The organism is Streptomyces sp. NPDC058279 (assembly GCF_042881255.1).
GTDB lineage: Bacteria > Actinomycetota > Actinomycetes > Streptomycetales > Streptomycetaceae > Streptomyces.
This window is the reverse complement of record NZ_JBHVYA010000004.1, coordinates 85,340-103,125: the sequence shown is the minus strand read 5'-3', so window position 1 is coordinate 103,125 and position 17,786 is coordinate 85,340. Positions and strand designations below refer to the sequence as shown.

Annotated in this window: 16 protein-coding genes; 11 read left to right on the top strand and 5 right to left on the bottom strand. The window is 72.2% G+C overall.

Annotation, left to right across the window (positions count from 1 at the left end; all coding sequences use genetic code 11):
- The first annotated feature begins 47 nt into the window (after window positions 1-47).
- The 5 genes from pyrE (at window position 48) to ACFVXJ_RS10175 (ending at window position 5,744) form a co-directional block, all read left to right on the top strand.
- Window positions 48-587 (top strand): orotate phosphoribosyltransferase, encoded by a 540-nt coding sequence (gene pyrE, locus ACFVXJ_RS10195; protein ID WP_361318806.1) that lies wholly within the window; start codon window positions 48-50, stop codon window positions 585-587.
- Between the two features lie 276 nt (window positions 588-863).
- On the top strand, window positions 864-1,886 hold the full coding sequence (gene fbaA / locus ACFVXJ_RS10190; protein WP_389661183.1) for a class II fructose-bisphosphate aldolase: 1,023 nt from the start codon (window positions 864-866) through the stop codon (window positions 1,884-1,886).
- 211 nt (window positions 1,887-2,097) lie between these two features.
- Complete coding sequence (locus tag ACFVXJ_RS10185) at window positions 2,098-2,865, top strand: ScbR family autoregulator-binding transcription factor (RefSeq protein WP_389661181.1); 768 nt, start codon at window positions 2,098-2,100, stop codon at window positions 2,863-2,865.
- A 151-nt stretch (window positions 2,866-3,016) separates the two neighbouring features.
- A complete protein-coding gene (locus ACFVXJ_RS10180) occupies window positions 3,017-3,721 on the top strand; it encodes a BTAD domain-containing putative transcriptional regulator (protein ID WP_389661179.1) in 705 nt (234 codons plus the stop codon).
- Between the two features lie 70 nt (window positions 3,722-3,791).
- Window positions 3,792-5,744, top strand: coding sequence for a GAF domain-containing protein (locus ACFVXJ_RS10175; RefSeq protein WP_389661177.1), 1,953 nt, complete (start codon window positions 3,792-3,794; stop codon window positions 5,742-5,744).
- A gap of 105 nt (window positions 5,745-5,849) precedes the next feature.
- On the opposite strand, the gene ACFVXJ_RS10170 is transcribed toward ACFVXJ_RS10175, so the two are convergent.
- Complete coding sequence (locus ACFVXJ_RS10170; protein WP_389661175.1) at window positions 5,850-7,022, bottom strand: transposase; 1,173 nt, start codon at window positions 7,020-7,022, stop codon at window positions 5,850-5,852.
- A gap of 148 nt (window positions 7,023-7,170) precedes the next feature.
- Here ACFVXJ_RS10170 and ACFVXJ_RS10165 point away from each other — a divergent pair, with 148 nt between their 5' ends.
- The 5 genes from ACFVXJ_RS10165 (at window position 7,171) to ACFVXJ_RS10145 (ending at window position 12,050) form a co-directional block, all read left to right on the top strand.
- Complete coding sequence (locus tag ACFVXJ_RS10165) at window positions 7,171-7,584, top strand: DUF3151 domain-containing protein (protein ID WP_361318794.1); 414 nt, start codon at window positions 7,171-7,173, stop codon at window positions 7,582-7,584.
- 128 nt (window positions 7,585-7,712) lie between these two features.
- Window positions 7,713-8,558: a tryptophan 2,3-dioxygenase gene (locus ACFVXJ_RS10160; protein ID WP_389661173.1), complete on the top strand. Its 846-nt coding sequence runs from the start codon at window positions 7,713-7,715 to the stop codon at window positions 8,556-8,558.
- On the top strand, window positions 8,551-9,780 hold the full coding sequence (kynU, locus tag ACFVXJ_RS10155) for a kynureninase (RefSeq protein ID WP_389661171.1): 1,230 nt from the start codon (window positions 8,551-8,553) through the stop codon (window positions 9,778-9,780). The genes ACFVXJ_RS10160 and kynU overlap by 8 nt, the downstream gene beginning before the upstream one ends.
- Window positions 9,781-9,991: 211 nt before the next feature.
- Complete coding sequence (locus tag ACFVXJ_RS10150) at window positions 9,992-10,882, top strand: alpha/beta hydrolase (protein WP_389661169.1); 891 nt, start codon at window positions 9,992-9,994, stop codon at window positions 10,880-10,882.
- A 229-nt stretch (window positions 10,883-11,111) separates the two neighbouring features.
- Window positions 11,112-12,050 carry a hypothetical protein gene (locus ACFVXJ_RS10145; protein WP_389661167.1) on the top strand — a complete coding sequence of 313 codons (939 nt, stop codon included), beginning with the start codon at window positions 11,112-11,114 and terminating at the stop codon, window positions 12,048-12,050.
- A 69-nt stretch (window positions 12,051-12,119) separates the two neighbouring features.
- On the opposite strand, the gene ACFVXJ_RS10140 is transcribed toward ACFVXJ_RS10145, so the two are convergent.
- The gene (locus ACFVXJ_RS10140; protein ID WP_389661165.1) at window positions 12,120-13,403 is read right to left on the bottom strand and encodes an adenylosuccinate synthase; all 1,284 of its coding nucleotides are present in this window, start codon (window positions 13,401-13,403) and stop codon (window positions 12,120-12,122) included.
- Between the two features lie 184 nt (window positions 13,404-13,587).
- Between ACFVXJ_RS10140 and ACFVXJ_RS10135 the strand changes: the two genes are divergently transcribed.
- A complete protein-coding gene (locus ACFVXJ_RS10135; RefSeq protein WP_389661565.1) occupies window positions 13,588-14,403 on the top strand; it encodes a diacylglycerol kinase in 816 nt (271 codons plus the stop codon).
- A 42-nt stretch (window positions 14,404-14,445) separates the two neighbouring features.
- Here ACFVXJ_RS10135 and ACFVXJ_RS10130 read toward each other — a convergent pair whose 3' ends face one another.
- The 3 genes from ACFVXJ_RS10130 to ACFVXJ_RS10120 all read right to left on the bottom strand — a co-directional run bounded on the left by ACFVXJ_RS10130 (window position 14,446) and on the right by ACFVXJ_RS10120 (window position 17,732).
- Window positions 14,446-15,648 (bottom strand): cytochrome P450, encoded by a 1,203-nt coding sequence (locus ACFVXJ_RS10130; RefSeq protein WP_389661163.1) that lies wholly within the window; start codon window positions 15,646-15,648, stop codon window positions 14,446-14,448.
- 81 nt (window positions 15,649-15,729) lie between these two features.
- Window positions 15,730-16,389: a response regulator gene (locus ACFVXJ_RS10125; protein ID WP_389661161.1), complete on the bottom strand. Its 660-nt coding sequence runs from the start codon at window positions 16,387-16,389 to the stop codon at window positions 15,730-15,732.
- Window positions 16,386-17,732 (bottom strand): sensor histidine kinase, encoded by a 1,347-nt coding sequence (locus ACFVXJ_RS10120; RefSeq protein ID WP_389661159.1) that lies wholly within the window; start codon window positions 17,730-17,732, stop codon window positions 16,386-16,388. Before ACFVXJ_RS10120 ends, ACFVXJ_RS10125 begins: the two co-directional genes overlap by 4 nt.
- Window positions 17,733-17,786: the final 54 nt, after the last annotated feature.

Genomic DNA, 17,786 nt, shown 5'->3' with positions numbered 1-17,786 from the left:
AGCGCCGTCGTCGAGGCGGGGGCCGGCCTCCCTTTAAGCTCAGAACCATGAGTGACGTACGCGATGAGCTTCTGCAGCAGATCAAGGACAAGGCCGTCGTGCACGGCAAGGTGACCCTGTCCTCCGGGCGGGAGGCCGACTACTACATCGACCTCCGCCGGATCACCCTGGACGGTCAGGCCGCCCCACTGGTCGGTCAAGTCATGCTCGACCTGACCGCCGACCTCGACTACGACTGCGTCGGCGGTCTGACCCTGGGCGCCGACCCGGTGGCGACCTCGATGCTGCACGCCTCCGCCGCGCGCGGCGGACGCCTGGACGCCTTCGTCGTCCGCAAGGCGCAGAAGGCGCACGGCATGCAGCGCCGGATCGAGGGCACCGACGTGAAGGGCAAGCGCTGCCTGGTGGTCGAGGACACCTCGACCACCGGTGGATCGCCGTTGACCGCTGTCGAGGCGGTCCGTGAGGCCGGCGGCGAGGTCGTGGCCGTGGCGACGATCGTGGACCGCGGCGCGGCCGACGCGATCGCCGAGGCGGGCCTGCCCTACCTGACCGGCTACCGGCTCTCGGACCTGGGCCTGTCCTAGGTCCTGTCCGACCCCGTCCGACCCTCTCGTCACGCGTGGGCGGAGGCCGGGCGTCCACGGGGCGAGACGCCCGGTGGAACCCGGCCTTCCGGGGCGGTGGCCGTTGACCTGCTGTTTTCCGTCCGCCCTCGGGCTCGGCCGGATGTTTCACGTGAAACGTCCACCGGGCCCGGGTAGAGGCGGGTAGCGAGTCTGGAAAGATAGGCGCGACGGCAACGTCGCCCCCAGGTCAGGGCCAGCAATCGCACACTCCCCGCACATCCAAGGAGCGGACAGATGCCCATCGCAACCCCCGAGGTCTACAACGAGATGCTGGACCGGGCGAAGGCAGGCAAGTTCGCCTACCCCGCCATCAACGTGACCTCGTCCCAGACCCTGCACGCTGCGCTTCGCGGCTTCGCGGAGGCCGAGAGCGACGGCATCATCCAGATCTCCACCGGTGGTGCCGAATTCCTGGGTGGCCAGTACAACAAGGACATGGTCACCGGCGCCGTCGCCCTGGCGGAGTTCGCGCACATCGTCGCCGCCAAGTACGACATCACGGTCGCGCTGCACACGGACCACTGCCCGAAGGACAAGCTGGACGGCTACGTACGTCCGCTCCTGGAGGTCTCTGCCGAGCGTGTGAGCCGCGGCCTGGACCCGCTCTTCCAGTCGCACATGTGGGACGGCTCCGCCGAGACCCTGGCCGACAACCTGGCCATCGGCCAGGAGCTGCTCGCCAAGGCCGCCGCCGCCAAGATCATCCTTGAGGTCGAGATCACCCCGACCGGTGGCGAGGAGGACGGCGTCAGCCACGAGATCAACGACGAGCTCTACACCACCGTCGAGGACGCGATCCGCACCGCCGAGGCCCTCGGCCTCGGGGAGAAGGGCCGCTACCTGCTGGCCGCCTCCTTCGGCAACGTGCACGGCGTCTACAAGCCGGGCAACGTCGTCCTGCGTCCGGAGCTCCTCAAGGACCTCCAGGCCGGTGTCGGTGAGAAGTACGGCAAGGCGTCCCCGTTCGACTTCGTCTTCCACGGCGGCTCGGGCTCCACGGCCGAGGAGATCGCCACCGCGCTGGAGAACGGCGTCGTGAAGATGAACCTCGACACCGACACCCAGTACGCCTTCACCCGCCCGGTCGTGGACCACATGTTCCGCAACTACGACGGCGTCCTGAAGGTCGACGGCGAGGTCGGCACGAAGTCCAAGTACGACCCCCGTACCTGGGGCAAGGCCGCCGAGGCGGGCATGGCCGCACGTGTCACCGAGGCGTGTGCGAACCTGCGCTCCACGGGCACCCGGCTGAAGTGACCCCTCCGTCACGGCGGCGTCCGTGACCGGCTCCACGACAGGGGCCCGGCCGTCCTCCAGGGGCGGGCGGGCCCCTGCCGCATGTCCGTTTCCTGGCGGGATGGCCGGAGGTGACATACGGCGGTGGACTGCTGCTCCGTGATGGTGTGCAATCACCTCACAAGAACGTACTCCCGGGCATGTAAATCCGGGGGTCAGGAGAGGTCCCCCCATGAGAACAGAGCGCCCGCCGGTGAAACAGGACCGGGCGGTACGCACCCGGCAGGCCATATTGCGGGCGGCCGCGACGGTGTTCGAGGAGTACGGGTACGACACCGCCAAGCTCTCCGACATCGTCAACATCGCCAAGGTCACCAAGGGCGCCCTGTACTTCCACTTCGGCTCGAAGGAAGCCCTGGCGCAGGCCGTCATCGACGCCCAGAACCAGGGGCAGCCCCCTGCCCTGCCGCAGGAGTACAAGGCGCAGGAGTTCCTGGACATGGGCATGGTCTTCTGCCACCAGTTGCGGCACGACGTGCTCATGCGCGCCGGCGTCCGGCTGACCCTCGACCGCGCCGGCCAGGCCCTCGACAAGGCGGCTCCCTACGAGATGTGGATCGCCCTGCACACCGAGGTGCTGGCGGAGGCCAAGCGGCGCGGCGAACTGCTGCCGGGCGTCGATCCGGTGGTCCCCTCGCAGCTGATCGTGGGCGCGTACGCCGGTCTCAACACCATGTCCCAGACGCTCGGTTTGGACATGGACCGGCAGGTCTCGGAGCTGTACGCGCACGTCATGCCGAGCGTGGTGGTCCCCGCCGTGGCGATCCGGTTGGACACCGCCCCGGGGCGGGGCGCGCGGGCGCTCTTCGGCGACCGGGGCACCCACGAGTGCCGGGAGGGCTGCGCCACGGGCGTGGCGCCGCGCGAGGACGACACGGTGGGCGACGACACGGCGGGGGACGACACGGTGGCGCGGCCCCGGGCGCAGGCGACGCGGTGACCGGACCGGGTGTCAACGCGGCGGCGACGCCGGGCGCCTGACGATCCCTTCCGTCCCACGGACCACTTCCCCTCGCCTTCTCCCCTTCCCAAAAAAATGCTTCCGGGTATTATTTTTCGGGGGCGCAGCCCCGGGCCAGGGGGAGAAGACTGTGGAGATTCAGCTGCTCGGCGAGCCGCGCGTCACCGAGAACGGCATTCTCATCACAGCGCCCACACCCGAGGCCAGACATCTCCTGGCGTCGCTCGCCGCCTCCCCCGACCGAGTCGTGCCGGAGACCGTCCTCGCTGACGAACTGGCGCACAGCACGTCCTCGCCCTACCACCACGCCGTCCTGCCCACCGCCGTACGCCGCCTGCGCGAACGGCTGGCGGAGGTGCTGGGGGCCGGTTCGGTACGTACTCCCGAGACCGTGCTGTCCGCGAGGCCCGGCGGGTACGTTCTCGACACCGGCGGCGGCCGGTCCGACGTGCGGGAGTTCGAGCGCGAGGCGGGCGCCGGCTACCGCGCGATGAGCCGCGGCGACTTCGAGCAGGCCGCCCGCCGGTTGCGCCGCGCCCTCGCGCTGTGGACCGGACCCGCCCTCGACGGCATCGAGGTGGGCCCCTGGCTCGGCGCCCGCGTCGCGCTGCTCGCCGCCGACCGGCGCTCGGTGCTGGAGCAGTGGGTCGAGGCCGAACTGGCGCTGGGCCGAGGCCGCGAGCTGCGGCTCGAACTGGCCGGCCTGCGCGGCGCCGGCGGCGGGGGACGGGTCGGTGGCGCCTTCCTGGAAGGCGTGCGCCGCGCCGAGGAACGCGTCGAGGCCCATCGCGTCACCCGCTCCCGGTCCGGTTCGCCCGTGGCGTGCGGCGCTTGACCCTCCGCCGCGCGGAACCTAGGTTCACGATCCGGGCTGAAAACGGCAGGTCGGACGGGGGAAGCGACATATGGGGGAGATCGGGACGCGGGACGGGGCCGCCGACGATGCCGCACTCGCCGTACTGGAACTGCTCGCGAACGAGGCACCGCAGAGCGCCTACGACGCCCTGCTGGAGGACGCCGGGCGCTCGGAAGCGGACCCCGCCCGGATCGCCGGGCTGACCCGTGCGGTGGCACTGGCCCGCTCCGTCCGCGCGAGCGCGAGCCGTCGCGAGCAGCGCGAGGCCGCGCTGACCGCGCTCGTCGACACCGCACACGACCTGACCTCCCCCTACGACATCGACGGCCTGCTGCGCCTGATCACCCGCCGGGCCCGGCGCCTGCTCGACTTCGACATGGCGTGGCTGTCGCTGAGCCGCCCGGACGGGTCCGCGTACGTACGCACTTCCGAGGGCGAGACCACCGCCCTCAACATCGGGCTCGAACTGCGCGCCGGAAGCGGACTCGGCAGCATCGCCCAGGAACGCCGCTCCCCCGTCTGGACCGCCGACTACCTGAACGACGACACGATCGCGCACGCGCCGGGCATCGACGCCGTGGTCCGGGCCGAGAGCCTGCACGCGATCATCGCGGTACCGCTGCGGCGCGGGGACTCCACGCTCGGCGCGCTCTACGGGGCCGACCGCCGCGTGCGCCGGTTCACCCCCGACGAGATCGGGCTGCTGCTCTCCCTCGCCGACCTGGCCGCCGTCGCCCTGGAGAAGGCGCGCCTGCTGGAGCAGACCCGCGAGGAGGTCACCGAACTGGCGGCCTTCGGCACACGGACCAACACCGCCCTCACCCGCGTCCGTCACCTGTGGGAGTGCCATGCCCGGCTGGCCGGGCTGGTCCTGGACGGCGCCGGGCTGGGGACCTTGGCCCACGCCACCGCCGACGCGTTGGACGGCGTGCTCCAAGTACGCGACCCCGGCGGCCGGGTGCTGGCCGTCACCGGTGAACTCCCCGAGCCGGACGAGGAGTCGGTGACCAAGGCGTCCCTTCAGGCGCTGACCGGGCGCAGACCCGTCCGACTGGCCGGGGAGGTGTGGCTGGCGCCGGTGCTGGCGGGCGCCGAGGACCTCGGGGTGCTGCTGCTGAGCGCGTCCGCGCCGCTCGCGGAGGAGGACGTACGGCTGCTCGGACTGGCGGCGCAGTCGGTGGCCTCGCTGATGCTGATCCAGCGGGGTACGGCGGCGGCGGAAGGGCCCGTGCACGACGAACTGCTGGCCGATCTGCTGGAGCGGCCCCACTCGTTCGACCTGCGCCTCTCGGACCGCACCCGGCGGCTCGGCGTCGACCTCGACCGGCCGCACGTGGTGGTCGTGGCCCGGCCGGAGGGCGGCGAACTGGGCCGCGCGGTGGCCTGGGCGTCCTCGTACGCGTACCGGATGGGCGGTCTCAAGGGCGTCCGCCGGGGCTGCATCGTGCTGCTGCTGCCCGGGACGGACGCCTCCGCCGCCGCGCACCGGGTCTCCGGGGAGTTGTCGCCGCTGCTGGGCCACGCGGTGTCGACGGGCGCCGCCGGGCCGGCGGAGGGGCCGGGGGAGGTGGCCCGGGTGTACGCGGAGGCGGTGCGCTGCCTGGACGCGCTCACCGCGCTCGACGGGGCGGGGGGCACCGCGTCGCTGCGCGAGTTGGGCTTCGTGGGGCTGCTGTTGTCGGCGGATCACGACGTGGAGGCGTACATCGCGTCCACGATCGGCCCGGTGCTGGAGTACGACGCGGACCGCCTGACCGACCTGACGCGGACAGTGGACGCGTACTTCGCCTCGGGCGGCAGCCCCACGCACGCGGCGGAGGCGTTGCACGTCCACCCGAACACGGTGTCGCGGAGGCTGGAGCGGATCACGGAACTCCTGGGGGAGGGTTGGCAGAAGCCCGGACGGGCCCTGGAGATCCAGATGGCGCTCCGGCTGCGCAAGACCCGCGCGGTCCTCCACGCCCGCCGTTCGACGGACCCGCGCGACCCGAACAGGCCTTGAGGCCGCCCCCCGCCGCTCCCGGCACAGCACCGCACCGGTCGCAGGGCCGGACGCGTCTTCACGGCCGGACGCGTCGCCCCCGGCCCCGCCGCCGGCCCCGCCGCGTCAGCGGTTGGCCAGGACCGCGAGGGGCCGGTGCGCCCGTACGCCCGGGTCGGGGTGCGGGGAGGCCGGCGGCAGCCCGCCGCCCAGCCACAGCCCGGCGTGCGCCACCGAGGCCAGCGTCACGTGTCGGTGCCACCCGGACAGGGACCGCCCCGCGAAGTCCCGTAGCCCCACCCGGTCCATGCTCGACCCGGCCGCCCGGGCCACCTTCCCGGCCTCCTTCGTCAGCCGCACCAACGCCCCCGGCGCCACCCGGGTCAGGTCCGTGACCCACATCGCACCCGGCAGCCGCCGCGCATCGGACCACTCCCCGAACAGCAGCATCTCCCGCCCCGCGAGCAACACCCGTACCGCCGCGACCAGCGAGCTGCGCCGCACCCCCGGCCGGTCAGGTTCCGCCCACTCCACCGGCATCCGCATCCCCCGCACGTTCTGCAGGATGTCCCGCGCCGCCATCGGCGACGCGCCGTGACCGGGCAGCCGTTGGTCCGCCACCCCCAGCCGCGCGCCGGGGCCGATCCGCGCCACCACCGGCACCCTGGCCGCCGCGAAACGGCTCAGCGTGGCCCGGGTCGCGATGTCGGGGACATCGAGCACGACCGGCCGTAAGCCCGCCTCGGACCGCCGCGCCAGCTCCGGCACCCCCGCGACCGCGCACGCCTCGTAGGAGTCGGGGAACTCCACCGGCCCCTCGCCGCCCAGGAACAGCCGCCACGCCACCGGTGTCGCCCCGCCGCCCGAGGTGAACCACGTGGCGAAGGCCTGCTGACCCCGGAACATCTGCCCCTGGTACGGGTCGAAGCGGTTGCCGACGCCCACCGAGTGCTCCCCGCCGCGCGGGATCGCCATCGGCCGCACCACCCACGCGCCGAGCGGCGCCGACCGGGCCAGGTAGCGCGCCAGCGCGGCCCGGATCGGCTCCCAGTCCCAGGTCGAACCGGCGATGAAGTGGTGCAGCGCCTGCTCCTCGGCCGCCCCGCCGGAGCCCGTCTGGAGCGCCATGTTGCGGATCGACTTGCGTCCCTCGGCGGCCAGCAGCCCCCGTACGTACTGGCGTCCCCGGTCGCGCTGGTCCCGGCGGCGCAGCGGCGCGAACACCGCGGCGCACAACTCCTCGACGACCTCCTCCACGCGGTCGGGCCGGCCGACCCCCGTGCCGGTGCCGGTGTTCACGCGCTACCCCCTCCGTCGACGACCTTCCCACGGTCCGTCCCCGGCCCGCCCCGCGGGGAGGTGCGCCGGGCACACCCCTGCCGCCCGCCGCGGTGGGGCGCCCACCACCGGGCGGCACGGACCCGGCCCGATACCCCAGACTGGGCGCATGTCGATTCACCAGAACCTGCTCGGGGGCCCCGCCCCCACCCATCTGCCCGACGAGCCCGCCCCGCGCGAGGCCCTCGCCGCCGGCACCCCGGCCGCCGAGGTGGCCGCGGCCCACCCGACGTCCTCGCTGGCCTGGGCCACCCTGGCCGACGAGGCCTTCGCGGCCGGCCGCACCGTCGAGTCGTACGCGTACGCCCGAACGGGCTACCACCGGGGTCTGGACGCCCTGCGCCGCGCCGGCTGGAAGGGCCACGGCCCGGTGCCGTGGGAGCACGAGCCGAACCGCGGCTTCCTGCGCGCCCTGCACGCCCTGGCCCGCGCCGCCGGGGCCATCGGCGAGAAGGAGGAGTACGAGCGCTGCTCGACCTTCCTGCGCGACTCCTCCGAGACGGCGGCGGACACGCTCGCATAACGCCCTGGCCTGCCGGCCTAGAGGGGCCCCGGAACTCCTGTTTATGATGCGAGCAGGGGACCGGGGCTCCACTTACCTCACCGGAAGGAGCGGACCGCTACCCGGAAGCACGTGTCGAGGAGACAGAGATGTCGCACGCCCTTGATGCCTCCGGAGCCGGTTCGGACACCCCGAACCTCGACTTCGCCGGCACCACCCCTTATGAGGACTATGTCCAGGCGGACGTCCTCACCCACCTCCAGCACCTTCGCTCGGACGACCCCGGCGAGATGGTCTTCCTGGTGACGACCCAGGTCATGGAGCTGTGGTTCACGGTGATCGTCCACGAGTGGGAGACGGCCGCGAAGGCCCTCCGCGAGGACCGGATCCCGGCCGCGATGGACGCGCTGAAACGTTCCCTCCGTGAGCTGGAGGCCCTGAACGCCTCGTGGCGCCCGCTGGCGCAGCTGACCCCCGCGCAGTTCAACTCGTACCGCTCCGCGCTCGGCGAGGGCTCCGGCTTCCAGTCGGCGATGTACCGCCGGATGGAGTTCCTGCTGGGCGACAAGTCCGCGTCGATGCTGGTGCCGCACCGGGGCGCCCCGCGCGTCCACGCGGAGCTGGAGAAGGCGCTCCACGAGCCCAGCCTCTACGACGAGGTGCTGCGGCTGCTCGCGCGCCGCGGCCTGCCGGTGCCCGCGTCCGTGCTGGACCGGGACCTGTCGCAGCGCTACGAGCCCTCGCCGCAGGTCGAGGCCGTGTGGACGGAGCTGTACGCCGACCCGGACGGGCAGCCCGACCTGCACCGGCTCGGCGAGGTGCTGACGGACGTGGCGGAACTGGTGTGGCGCTGGCGCAACGACCACCTGGTGGCCACCCGCCGGGCGATGGGCGCGAAGACCGGTACGGGCGGCTCCGCGGGCGTGACCTGGCTGGAGAAGCGCGCGCAGAAGAACGTGTTCCCCGAGCTGTGGACGGCGCGCAGCCATGTCTGAGCCGACGACGACCGAAACCCGGCCCGGCCCCGGGGAGCTCGCCGCCCGCGCCGCGGCGCTGGACGCCGCCGACGAGCTCGGCAAGCTCCGCGAGCGCTTCACCCTGCCCGAGGGCGTCGTCTACCTCGACGGCAACTCCCTGGGCGCGCTCCCGGCCGGTGTCGCCGCCGCCACGGCCGACGTGGTGAACCGCCAGTGGGGTGAACTGCTCATCCGCTCGTGGGACGAGTCCGGGTGGTGGACCGCCCCCGAGCGCATCGGGGACAAGATCGCCCCCCTGATCGGGGCGGCGCCCGGCCAGGTGACCGTCGGCGACTCGACCAGCGTCAACCTGTTCAAGGCGCTGGTCGGCGCGGCCCGCCTGGCGGGCACGGACCCCGCACGCACCCGGCTGTTGGTCGACGCCTCCACCTTCCCCACCGACGGCTACATCGCCGCGTCGGCCGCCCGGATGACCGGCCTGACGGTCGTTCCGGTCGACCCGGCGCGGGCCGCCGCGGAGCTGGGGACGGACACCGCCGTCGTCCTGCTCAACCACGTCGACTACCGCACGGGGCGGCTGCACGACCTGCCGGCCCTCACCGCCGCGGCCCGCGCCGCCGGCGCGGTCGTCGTCTGGGACCTGTGCCACTCCGCCGGGGCGCTGCCCGTGGGCCTGGACGAGAACGCGGTCGACCTCGCGGTGGGCTGTACGTACAAGTACCTCAACGGCGGACCCGGTTCGCCCGCGTACCTGTACCTTGCCGAACGGCACCAGGCCGCCTTCGACTCCCCGCTCCCCGGTTGGAACGGGCACGCGGACCCGTTCGCGATGACGCCGGAGTACCTCCCGGCGGCGGGCGCGGCGCGGGCCCGGGTGGGCACCCCGGACATCCTGTCGATGCTGGCGCTGGAGTCGGCCCTCGACGCCTGGGACGGGGTGTCCGTCGAGGCGGTGCGCGCCAAGTCCCTCGCCCTGACGGACTTCTTCCTGGAGTGCGTGGCCGCCTACGTGCCGACGGGCACCGTGGAGTCGGTGACGCCCGACGAGCACGCCCGGCGCGGCAGCCAGGTCTCGTTGCGGACGGAGAACGCCCGCGCGGTCATGACGGAACTCATCGCGCGGGGCGTGATCGGGGACTTCCGGGCACCCGACGTCCTGCGTTTCGGCTTCACGCCGCTCTACGTCTCGTTCACCGACGCGGAGCGCGCGGCCCGGACGCTGGGTCACATCTTCGGGTGATCTGGCGGAGAAACGTCACATCGCGGGGCATGACACGGCGCGGGCGGAGCTTCGGCTCCGCCCGCGTCCCCATTGCCTCGGGGTGCCACGTAACGGCGTGTTCAAGCCTGATACGGTCCCGCTCTGCCGGAACACCGGAACACGTGCCCCCGACGTAACTCCCGCTGCTCATGTTCACCCTTGCCCCATGCGTTACCGAGAGGTTGAGCCGATGACGGACCCCGCAGTCGAACGGGACGCCGCCGAGTCCGCTTCGGCCTTCTCCCATCCGCCGATCGAGCCCGACGCGAGCGCCGGCTACGGGGAACACCCCGACCAGGTGGTCGACTTCTACGCCCCGCGCGTCGGCACCGCGTCCGGTGATGCGCGGGGTACGGCCCCGCTGGTCGTGCTCCTGCACGGTGGCGCCTGGCGTGCTCCGTACGACCGGCAGCACGTCACCCCGCTGGCGGACTTCCTGGCCCGACGGGGCTTCGCCGTCGCCAACGTCGAGTACCGGCGCGGGAGTTCGCTGCCGCACCAGGGCGGCGGCGATCCGGTCGCCGGACGCTGGCCGGAGACCTTCGACGATGTCGCCGCCGCCATGGACGCGCTGCCGGGGCTCGCGACCGAGGCGCTTCCGCAGGCCGATGTGCGGCGGATCGTGGTGACGGGTCACTCCGCCGGCGGTCACCTCGCCCTGTGGGCCGCGGCCCGGCACGTCCTGCCGGAGGGCAGCCCCTGGCGGCTGCCGGCCCCGCCGCCGCTGCGCGGTGTGGTGGCGTTGGCGCCGATCGCGGACTTCGCGGTGGCGGAGCGGCTGGGCGTCTGCGGGGGCGCGTCGGCGCAACTGCTGGGTGGCCGGCGGTACTGGGACGAGCGGCTGCCGTACGCGGACCCGGCCGCCCTGCTTCCGACGGGCATCGCGACGGCCGTGGTGCAGGGCCGGGACGACATCGTGGTCCCGGAGGAGGTGGCGGAGGCGTACGTCGCCGCGGCGGCCAAGGCGGGCGAGTTGGTCGGCCTGACCCTCCTGGACGGCGTCGGTCACTTCCCGCTCATCGACCCGGCCGCCGACGCCTGCGCGGTGGTGGCCGAGGAGATCTCACAACTCGCCTGGTAGCGAGGCCGAGAAGCGGGGCCGCAGGCGGCCCGAGGAGCGGGGCCGGGCGGGACAAAAGTGGCCCAAGGGGCTGGTTCTGGCCTTGTTGATCTTTCGGCGTGGCCGGTATCCGGCAGGTGGGTTGGCTGGTGATGCCCGCCTGGCTACGGTCGATCGAGGCGCGGGACGTCCCGCCGTTGCCCTCTGGACGGTCCCGGTTTCCCGTCCGGTCGAGCGAAGGGGAGCATGCATGGACGAGGACGAGCGGAAGCTCTGGCTTTCCGTCTACAGCACTGCGGGCGGCTGGCAGGCCGACCAGGTCTTCGCCGACCGGACGTGCGTGGCCGCGCCCACGATCGCGGTCAACGAGGGCAAGCTCTACTGCGCACACCGGGGCGCGCGCCGGCAGGACGGGGGGTACCGGCCGCTGCGGGTGACCACGTACGCGCCGGAACTGCTGGACGTCCTGCGGGGCGAGATCACGGAGGAACGGCTGCTCGGCGAGGCGGTCGAGACGCCGGCCCTGACCGCCCACGGGGGCGCACTCCATCTCGCGCACACCCTCGCCGAACCCTCGGGCCGCCGATGTATCGCCGTCACCCCGCTCGCCGGGGAGGTGCCGGAGGCGCCCGCCGTCGCCCTGGAGGACGGGATCGCCCCGGCGCTGGTCTCGTACCGGGACGCGCTGCACCTGTTCGCCGTCGCACCGCGGCACGGCAAGATCATCCACAGGACGGCGCGGTCGGCACGCGGACCGTGGGAGAAACCGATCGAGGGCGACAGCGCGTACGGCATGCTGCGCGTCTGGAACAAGAACGGCCCCTACCCGGCGAACCTGTCCGCCACCGTCCACGACGGCAGCGTCCACCTCGTCTACCGCTTCGGCACGGACGACGCCCGCCTGATGCACGCGGTCTACGACGGCGACACCTGGCACAAACCCGTCCCGCTGGGCGAGGGCCACACGAGCCGCCGCGGCGCGGCCGTGGCCTCGTACGACGGCAGGCTGCACGCGGTGTACCCGTCCTCCCGCGAGGACCGGCTGCGCCACGCGGTCTTCGACGGCAGGACCTGGGACGAGGGCACCGACCTCGACGAGCACGACAGCCGCAACACCCCGGCGCTGACCGCGGTCCACGACACGGTCACCGGCACCTACACCCTCCTCCTGATCCACCGTTCCACCTGATACGCCGAAGGGGCCGGGTGCGCGGTGGCACCCGACCCCCTCCGGCCGGCGGATCTCCTGCGGCAGGACCTACAGGAACGAGTTGATCTCGATCGTCTCGGTCCGGCCCGGGCCGACGCCGATCGCGGAGATCGGGGCGCCCGACATCTCCTCCAGCGCCTTGACGTACGCCTGGGCGTTCTTCGGGAGGTCCGCGAAGGTCTTCGCCTTGGTGATGTCCTCGGACCAGCCGGGAAGGTTTTCATAGATCGGCTTCGCGTGGTGGAAGTCCGACTGCGAGTACGGGAGCTCCTCGACGCGCTTGCCGTCGATCTCGTACGCGACGCAGACCGGGATCTGCTCCCAGCCGGTCAGCACGTCCAGCTTGGTGAGGAAGAAGTCCGTCAGGCCGTTCACGCGCGTGGCGTAGCGCGCGATCGGGGCGTCGAACCAGCCGCAGCGGCGGTCACGGCCGGTGGTCACACCGCGCTCGCCGCCGATCCGGCGCAGGTCCTCGCCGTCCTGGTCGAACAGCTCGGTCGGGAACGGGCCCGCGCCGACGCGCGTGGTGTACGCCTTGAGGATGCCGATGACCCGGCTGATCTTCGTCGGGCCGACACCGGTACCGGTGCAGGCGCCGCCCGCGGTCGGGTTCGACGAGGTCACGAAGGGATAGGTGCCGTGGTCGACGTCGAGCAGGGTGCCCTGGCCGCCTTCGAACAGCACGACCTTGTCCTCGTCCAGCGCGTCGTTGAGGATCAGGGTGGTGTCGGCGACGTAGGGCTTGATCTGCTCCGCGTACTGGAGCATCTCCTCCACGATCGCGGCGGCGTCGATCGCGCGGCGGTTGTAGAGCTTCGCGAGGAGCTGGTTCTTGCCCTCCAGCGCCGCTTCGACCTTCTGCTGGAGGATCGACTCGTCGTAGAGGTCCTGGACGCGGATGCCGATGCGGTTGATCTTGTCGGCGTACGTCGGGCCGATGCCGCGGCCGGTCGTGCCGATCTTGCGCTTGCCGAGGAAGCGCTCGCCCACCTTGTCGAGGGTGACGTTGTACGGGGTGATCAGGTGCGCGTTACCGCTGATCAGCAGCTTCGAGGTGTCGATGCCGCGCTCGTTGAGCCCGCGCAGCTCGGAGAGGAGTACGGCCGGGTCGACGACGACGCCGTTGCCGATGACCGGGGTGCATCCGGGGGAGAGGATGCCGGAAGGGAGAAGGTGCAGCGCGTACTTCTGGTCGCCTACGACGACCGTGTGGCCGGCGTTGTTGCCGCCCTGGTAGCGCACCACATAGTCAACGGATCCACCGAGCAGGTCGGTGGCCTTTCCCTTGCCCTCGTCACCCCACTGAGCTCCGAGCAGCACAAGAGCGGGCACAGGCGTACACCTCTTCCGGATGGGGCATGTCCAAGGTCAGGGGGCGTACGACGATGTACACCGCAGGCTGAGCCGTCGGACCGGTACCCCGGAATAGACGAAGGCCCTGGCGCAATAGCGCAAGGGCCTCTTGCACAAAGATGCTACCCGAGGAAGGACCGAGGTGTCGGCTCCAGAGCCCACCATGAGCCATGCGGGCGCGCCGGTAGGCGGCCTGCTCGTGCTCGTCGACCCGGTCGCCCGCCGTCTTGACGGCGAGTCCGTGCGGATCGCGAAAGATGTGTTGTGCGCCGGCGCGACGGCGAAAGTTTCTCTTCCCGACTCGCCGGAGGAGTTTGCGCGGGCGCTCGCCCGCCGGGGTCATCGGCGCCCGGTGATCGTGGGCGACGATCGGGCGTTGCTACGGACGGTGACCCTGCTGCACCGCTCGCGTGACCTGTCGGGGGAGCCCTTGTCGCTGATCCCGGTGGGGCCCGTCGGTTCGCTCGCGCTGGCGGGCTCGCTGGGCGTGCCGCTGTCGGCGGTGATGGCGGCGCGGGCGGCGCTGGACGGGGTGGTGCAGGTGCGTGACCTGCTGGTGGACGACAGCGACGGGGTGGTGCTGGGCGGTCTGCGGATTCCGCCGCCCGTGCGGAAGCAGGTTCCACCCGTACGGAGCTACCGCTCGTTGCTCCGGATGCTGCTGCCGAGCCCGCCGGCGGTCGGGCAGCCGGGCGTGGGCCCGGTGCACCGGCTGAGGGTGGAGGCGGACGGGGTGGTGCTGGCGGATGTGGACCACCCGGTGCAGGACGTCGCGCTGGTCACCCGGGAGCCGGGCGGCCCGGCGGAGGTGGTGGTCCGGCTGGCGGGATGCGCGGCGCTGACCCGGCGGGCCGTGACGGTGACGGTATCGGGCGCGGACTTCCGCTACCGCGCCGATCACGCGACGGTGACGGGCCCGCTGCGCCGCCGCACCTGGACGCTGCGGCCGGCTGCCTGGTCCCTCACCGTGCCGCGCTGACCCGGCGGGGGCGGCTCGGCGGCCGGGTATCCGGCCACAGCGCTAGAAGGTGACCAGCAGCTCCCGCAGACCCCGGATGACGTAGCCGTCCCGCCACCGGGGCTCCTCCACGAGCCGGAGCGGCGGGGCTCCGGGCGCCAGCAGGGCGCCGAAGGAAGCCCGGAGCTCCAGTCGGGCCAGCGGCGCCCCCAGGCAGTAGTGGATTCCCGCGCCGAAGGACAGGTGCGGATTGTCGGCGCGTACGAGGTCCAGCGTGTCCGGGTCCTCGAAGCGCGCCGGGTCCCGGTTGGCCGACCCGAAGAGCAACGCCACCTCCGCGCCGCGCGGGATCACGGAGTCCCCGATCCGGATCTCGTCCAGCACCCAGCGTTCGAACATTTGTAGGGGTGTGTCGTATCGCATCAGTTCATCCACAGCTGTGGACAACTTTTCGGGATGGCGTCGAAGGTCGTCCAATTGCCCCGGATTGCGGAACAATGCCCACCAGCCGTTGACGGTGGTGTTGACCGTCGCCTCGTGGCCCGCGTTGAGCAGCAGGACGCAAGTGGAGATCATCTCCTGCTCGCTGAGCCGGCCCTCCTCGTCATGCGCGGCGATCAGGCCGGAGATCAGATCGCTCCCGGGACGCCCCCGCCGCTCGGTGATCAGGGCGCGCAGGTAGTCGCTGAACTCGACGCTCGCCCGGACGGCCCGCCGCGCCGTCTCCTCGTCGGGGCGGAGCTCGAACATCCCGCAGATGTCCGCCGACCAGGGCCGCAGCAGCGCGCGGTCGGACTCCGGGATCCCGAGCAGTTCCGCGATCACCGCGACCGGGAGCGGCTCCGCGACGGCGGTCAGCAGGTCGCCGCCCCCGTCGGCCAGCAGGGCGCCCGCCAGTTCCCCGGCCAGCCGCCCGACGGCGGGCGCGAGCCCCTCCACGGTGCGCGGCGTGAACGCCTTCGCCACGAGCCGCCGCACCCGCGCATGCGCCGGGTCCTCCAAGTCCAACAGCCCGTTGCCGTTGAGGACGTGGAACGGCTCGTGCTCCGGCGGCGGGGCCTGCCGACCGAACTCCTCGTGCGTGAAACGGTGCAGGTACGTGCGCCCCAGCCGCCGGTCCCGCAGCAGCGCGCTGACATCGGCGTAGTGCGGCACCAACCACTGGCCGGTCGCCTCCGACCACACCGCCCGCCCCGACTCCCGCAACTCCCGGTAGGCGGGGTACGGGTCGGCTACGAACGCGGCATCCCACGGATCAAAGCGCATCCCCGCAGCCTAGATCGAGATCACGTTCCCGCACCCTCGCCGCCGCGACCGCCGGCCCCCTTCCCTCCGCCCGATCTCCCCTCAGCCCGGTGTCACCAGCCGGGTCTCGTACGCGAACACCGCCGCCTGGGTACGGTCCCGCAGACCCAACTTGACCAGGATCCGGCTCACATGGGTTTTGATCGTCGACTCCGCCACGACCAACCGGGCCGCTATCTCCGCGTTCGCCAGCCCTTGGGCGATGAGGATCAGCACCTCCGTCTCCCGTTCCGTCAGCTGGGCGACCCCCGCCGGATCCGCGAGCTTCGGTGACTCCGCGAGCTTCGAGAACTCGGAGATCAGCCGCTTGGTCACCGACGGCGCCAGCAGTGCCTCACCGCCCGCCACCACCCGCACCCCCTCGGCCAGCTGCCGCGCGGACGCGTCCTTCAGCAGGAACCCCGACGCCCCCGCCCGCAGCGCCTGGTACACGTACTCGTCGAGGTCGAAGGTCGTCAGGACCAACACCTTCGCGCCCGTGTCGGCGGCCACGATCCGGCGCGTCGCCTCCAGCCCGTTCATCTCCGGCATCCGGATGTCCATCAGCACCACATCCGGCCGCAGCGCGCTCACCCGCGCGACGGCCTGGAGGCCGTCGACCGCCTCGCCGACCACCTCGATACCCTCCATCGCGTTCAGCAGGACGGAGAAACCCTCGCGGACCATCATCTGGTCGTCGACGATCAGCACCTTGATCGTCATTCCGGTCGCTCCTGAGTCCGGGGCACCGGTATGAACACCGCCACCTCGTACCCGCCGGCCTCCGTCTCCCCGGCCGTCATCTCACCCTCCAGCATGGCCACCCGCTCTCGCATCCCTGTGATCCCGTGCCCCGCGCCCGGCGACCGCAGCACCTTCTCCGTCGACGGGCCGTTGACGACCCGTATCCCCAGGCCGCCGAGCACGTACGACACCTCCACCCCGGCCGCCGCGCCCGGGGCGTGCCGCAACGAGTTGCTCAGTGCCTCCTGGACGATCCGATACGCCGACAGCTCCACCCCCTGCGGCAGTTCCCGTACCGCTCCGGTGACCGTCTTCTCCACGCTCAGCCCGGCCTCCCGCACATTGGCCAGCAACCCGTCCAGCGAGGCCAGCGTCGGCTGCGGCGCGTCCGGCGCCTCGTAGTCCGAGGAGCGCACGACCCCCAGTACCCGCCGCAGTTCCGTCAGCGCCGCCACCGCGTTCTCCCGGATGGTGACGAACGCCGCCTCCAGCTCGGCCGGCGGATTCTTCACCCGGTACGGCGCGGCCTCCGCCTGGATCGCCACCACCGACATGTGGTGCGCGACCACGTCGTGCAGCTCGCGCGCGATGGTCGTACGCTCCTCCAACAAGGTGCGCCGGTCCCGCTCGACGGCCGTCACCTGCTGCTGCGCGGTGACCTCCCGCTGCGCCTGGCGGCGGGTGTTGCGGACGGTGACCGTGAGCAGGGTGAGAGCGGATACGAACGCCATGGGGCCCACGTTGACCGACTCGTAGGTGCTCGTGAGCACCGGCATCGCCGTCCCGAACAGGATGGTGATCACCCACAGCCAGCAGGCCACCCGCGGCCGGCTCCGCATGGCCACGACCGTCACCACCGCGAGGTAGGCGACGAAGCTCGCCGGCGACCACGGCCAGGTGATGTCGCGGTCCTGGACGACCGCGAGGACCGCCGTCGTGCCCAAGGCCACCCAGAACGCCCCCATGGGTCGCACCAGCGTCATCACGACCGGCACCGCCGCTATCAGACCTATGAAGAGGCGCAGGGCGTGTGGCACACCGTAGGTGTTGAAACTGCTGCTCAGCAGCACGACCACCACCACGAGCCCGACCAGGGCGTGCGGAAGGTACCCGGCCTTCGCGCGTATGCCCGCCGGGAGCAGCCGCAGCAGCGGGCCGTCCGTGCGCATAGGCGGCAGGGGCCGGTAGGCGAACGCGCCGCTGATCAGGTCTTGGCGCAGGATCTTCAGGAGTCCCGAAGCCATTGTCAGTTCCGGTGTCCGGGCTGTCCCCCCGGCGGTCGTCTCGGTCATGTACGAACCGTAGGTCCGCGTCCCCGTCATCAGCGTCGCCGCTGATGGGGATCTCCGGAGCTCCCTCTCAAGTACTACGGCGGT